The organism is Sinomicrobium pectinilyticum (genome assembly GCF_003725735.1).
Taxonomy (GTDB): domain Bacteria; phylum Bacteroidota; class Bacteroidia; order Flavobacteriales; family Flavobacteriaceae; genus Sinomicrobium; species Sinomicrobium pectinilyticum.
Map to the genome: position 1 here is coordinate 1 of NZ_RJTM01000216.1, position 3,578 is coordinate 3,578.

General features: G+C 41.9%; 3 protein-coding genes. 1 reads left to right on the top strand and 2 read right to left on the bottom strand.

The features are described 5' to 3' along the window. Positions 1–450 precede the first annotated feature (450 nt). Positions 451–660, top strand: coding sequence for a hypothetical protein (locus ED312_RS23415; protein WP_123218435.1), 210 nt, complete (start codon positions 451–453; stop codon positions 658–660). 19 nt (positions 661–679) lie between these two features. Here ED312_RS23415 and recQ read toward each other — a convergent pair whose 3' ends face one another. Together recQ and ED312_RS23425 are read right to left on the bottom strand one after the other, a co-directional pair. Beyond that, positions 680–2,758, bottom strand: coding sequence for a DNA helicase RecQ (gene recQ / locus ED312_RS23420; protein ID WP_123218436.1), 2,079 nt, complete (start codon positions 2,756–2,758; stop codon positions 680–682). A 134-nt stretch (positions 2,759–2,892) separates the two neighbouring features. Beyond that, a complete protein-coding gene (locus tag ED312_RS23425) occupies positions 2,893–3,225 on the bottom strand; it encodes a single-stranded DNA-binding protein (protein ID WP_123218437.1) in 333 nt (110 codons plus the stop codon). Positions 3,226–3,578: the final 353 nt, after the last annotated feature.

The following is a 3,578-nucleotide window of genomic DNA, read 5'->3' on the forward strand; positions in this document are numbered from 1 at the left end:
TAGGCATAGCCATCAGAACATGACCACCTGCAAAGCAGGTGGGTTTTTAAGGTTAACTAAATAATCCGGGATAAAAGTAGCGAAACCTACTACGGTTCGTAATTTGAATTATGTTCGAGACTAACCAGTCTCTTTCACAATAACCACTTTCCGAACGTCAGAAATATAATTTTACGGCACTATATGTCCGGTATAATTTTCAATAAAATCACTCTATTACCTCTAACGGGCCCACTGAAAAGTTACCTCAGGTAAAAAATAAGGGGTCCGGAAATCATAAAATCGTATTTTAAAAGTTATACTCTAATAATAAACTGGAATATAATCTACTACCTGCCGGACATGATAATTGGCCTAAGTCAATTACTTCCGGAGAGGACTGAAAAGATTCCGGATAGATCATTTTATGGCAAGTTATAAGCAGAACAGGAAATATTGAGTTATTTTAGAATGAACAGAATACAAAAAATTATTATCAAGAAAATGGCGGATGGCTATCACCAGCAGGAAATTGCCCAATATTTAAAGAAAAGGGAAATCTCCCCGAATAGTCTCAGCACCATAGAAAAGGAACTCAAGAAACTTAAAAAAGAGTTTAAGGCACAATCCCTGATACATCTTTTTATCATACTTATCAAACAGGGGCATTTAAAAGTATAGCAATACTTCATTACTTTGGTCAGGTAGCATTCAGGTACAACCCATACCGGATTTTCCAGTAAGGCATTTTTCCCTCGAAATAATCGAAATACGGGCGAAGGATATCAGGGGCTTTCAGCTTTTCCCGGGCTTTTTCTATTGCCCGCACTTCTTCACTTGAAATGAATTGTGTGAGATCTATATCCTCCCCCTCTTCATTCTTTTTTAACAAGTGGCCCATGACGGTATCCGTTTTGAGCTCCCTCTTCTCCGCTATTTCCTCTATAGACAGGCCTTCCTTATAAAGCGCAAAAGTCTGATCGTGTGTAGGGAGTTGTTTCCAGAGGGATTGCCGATATTGTGCAATGACCTTGAGAAAGCGGTCTGCATATTTTTCCTTTTTCGCCTGGCCTACCCCGGCAACATCTTCGAACTCTTCCTTATCGGAAGGCAGTTTGGCTTCCATATCTTTCAGGGTAGCATCACTGAAAACGATATAGGCAGGTACGTTTTCCTCCGCCGCAATTGCAGAGCGAAGTTCCCGAAGTTTCAGAAAGAGAGTATCCTTAACTTTATGTTTATCCGTTTTGGCCAGTTCTTTTTTGTGTTGTACGAGAGCCGCCAGCTTCACTTTCTTTCCCCCGAAAAGCACTTCTTTTGCCAGGGGAGTCAATATCAATCTGCCATTTTCCTGAAACCGGATTTCCAGTATTCCCTGATTAATCATCTGGATAATATATTGCTGCAGATCTTTCCAGGAAATCTCTTTTACCGCCCCATATGTTTTTATTTTATCATATCCTTTTTCCAGAACAGCAGCATTCTGTGCTCCCCGAAGGACATCGGTCAACATTCCGGCAGCCTCCCTTTCATTCAACCGGGCTACGGCCGAACATACTTTCTGTGCCAATACCGTTCCGTCAAAATACTGCGGGGGCGATATACATACATCACAATTACCACAATCTTCCGATAATTGCTCCCCGAAATAATTGAGTAAAGCAATTCTCCGACAATGAAACGTTTCCGCAAATTGCTGCATGCGTTCCAGTTTTGCAAGTTGAAAATCCCGTGTGGGGGCATCTTCCATAAACTTCCGTTGTTGTATTACATCCGCAAAACTATAGAACAAAAGCGCATGTGCCGGTAGTCCGTCACGGCCGCTACGGCCTATTTCCTGATAATATCCCTCTATGTTTTTCGGCATGTTATAGTGAATGACCCAGCGTACATTACTCTTATCTATCCCCATACCAAAAGCTATGGTGGCAACAACTATACCTATACGGTCATTTATAAAATCTTCCTGTACGGATGTACGCTCGCCGGAAGACATTCCCGCATGGTAAGCCCCCGCCTCAAAACCGTTTTGTTGTAATCTGGCAGCCAGTTTTTCCGTGGCTTTACGGCTCAGGCAATAGATAATGCCGCTCTCGTCCGGCCTTTCCTTCAGGAAATCAATTATTTGTTTCAGGCGGTTATTTCCGGGACGTACTTCGAGGCAAATATTTTTCCGGTCAAAAGACGCCACGTACTGTGATGCCAGAGGGATATTCAGTTGCAGGAGAATATCTTCCCTGGTAGCAGCATCTGCAGTAGCTGTAAATGCTGCTACGGGGACCCCGGGAAAACGGGCTTTCAAATCGCCGAGCCTGGTATATGCGGGACGAAAATCATGTCCCCAGGCCGATATACAATGAGCTTCGTCTACGGCTATCATACTGATAGCACTTCCGGAAAGCACGGGCATGAGCTGTTGCAGACTTTCCGGGGCTACATATAACAATTTTAATTTTCCGTTCCGGAGCGCTTCCCATAACCCGGATTGCTCTTCGGGGGTTTGATTGCTGTTATAACAAGCAGCTTCCACGCCGTTGACACGAAGTGCATCCACCTGATCTTTCATCAATGCTATAAGAGGTGATATTACTATGGCCGTTCCTTCCATCATCAGGGCAGGTAACTGGAAACACAGGGATTTCCCTCCACCGGTAGGCATAATGGCCAGGACATCCTTGCCGTTACATATATCGTTTATTATCTGTTCCTGGTTAGGACGAAAGCTGTCATAACCAAAATGTGTCTTTAAATACTGATGTGTAAGCTGTGTATCTGTCATAAAGCCCTACTAAAATACATTTTTCAAATCGCTGTCAAATGTCCGTAATATTTCACGAACACGAAACCTACAAGAAGAAAAATGCCCGTAACCTGAAATTCCCAACAGTATTTCTACGGGCATTTATTACCAGCTTATTTACCAAGCAAGAGCAGTTCACTACAAATTATTTCCGTCATATATCTCTTGTTCCCCTTTTCGTCTTCCCAGTTACGGGTGGCAAGCTTGCCCTCAACGGCAACTTCCTTGCCCTTGGATACAAAACTTTCCACTACATTCACAAGACCTCCCCGCACTACCACATTGTGCCAGTAGGTACGCTCTACTTTTTCGCCACTTTTGTCTTTGTAACTATCATTAATGGCGAGGGAAAACCGGGCCAACCTCCCCCCGTCCTCGAAATGAACAAATTCCGGGTCCTGGCCCAGTCTCCCGATCAGTTGCACTTTATTTTTGATTGCATTCATAATTAAATGATTTTTAGGATTAAACAATTCGTATTGCCGGTTTTGAACATCCGACGGGACAAACTTAAAATCACGTTCATTGCTTAATCGGTTGTTAAACGATTACTTTCGTTTGTAGTCGTTTGTACTTAATTACAAACACTTAAAAACACTTTAACTACTGATTATCAATATATTGATGAAATGATAAATTAATTATTTTTTACCTTTTTTAGTTAGTATTCTGCTTTATTCTACGGATCATCATCCCTCATTTATTTAGACGGAAATTGGTTCCCGGGAAAAATTCGTGTTTTTCATCTGTTTATAATTTAGTTTTGTGTTCAAAATGAGCGATTTAAAAAAGTTGCAAA

What these genes read in the sequence shown, in the direction of transcription:
- ED312_RS23415 (WP_123218435.1), top strand. Translation starts at nt 451, where the DNA reads ATGAACAGAATACAAAAAATTATTATCAAGAAAATGGCGGATGGCTAT.
- recQ (WP_123218436.1), bottom strand. Translation starts at nt 2,758, where the DNA reads ATGACAGATACACAGCTTACACATCAGTATTTAAAGACACATTTTGGT.
- ED312_RS23425 (WP_123218437.1), bottom strand. Translation starts at nt 3,225, where the DNA reads ATGAATGCAATCAAAAATAAAGTGCAACTGATCGGGAGACTGGGCCAG.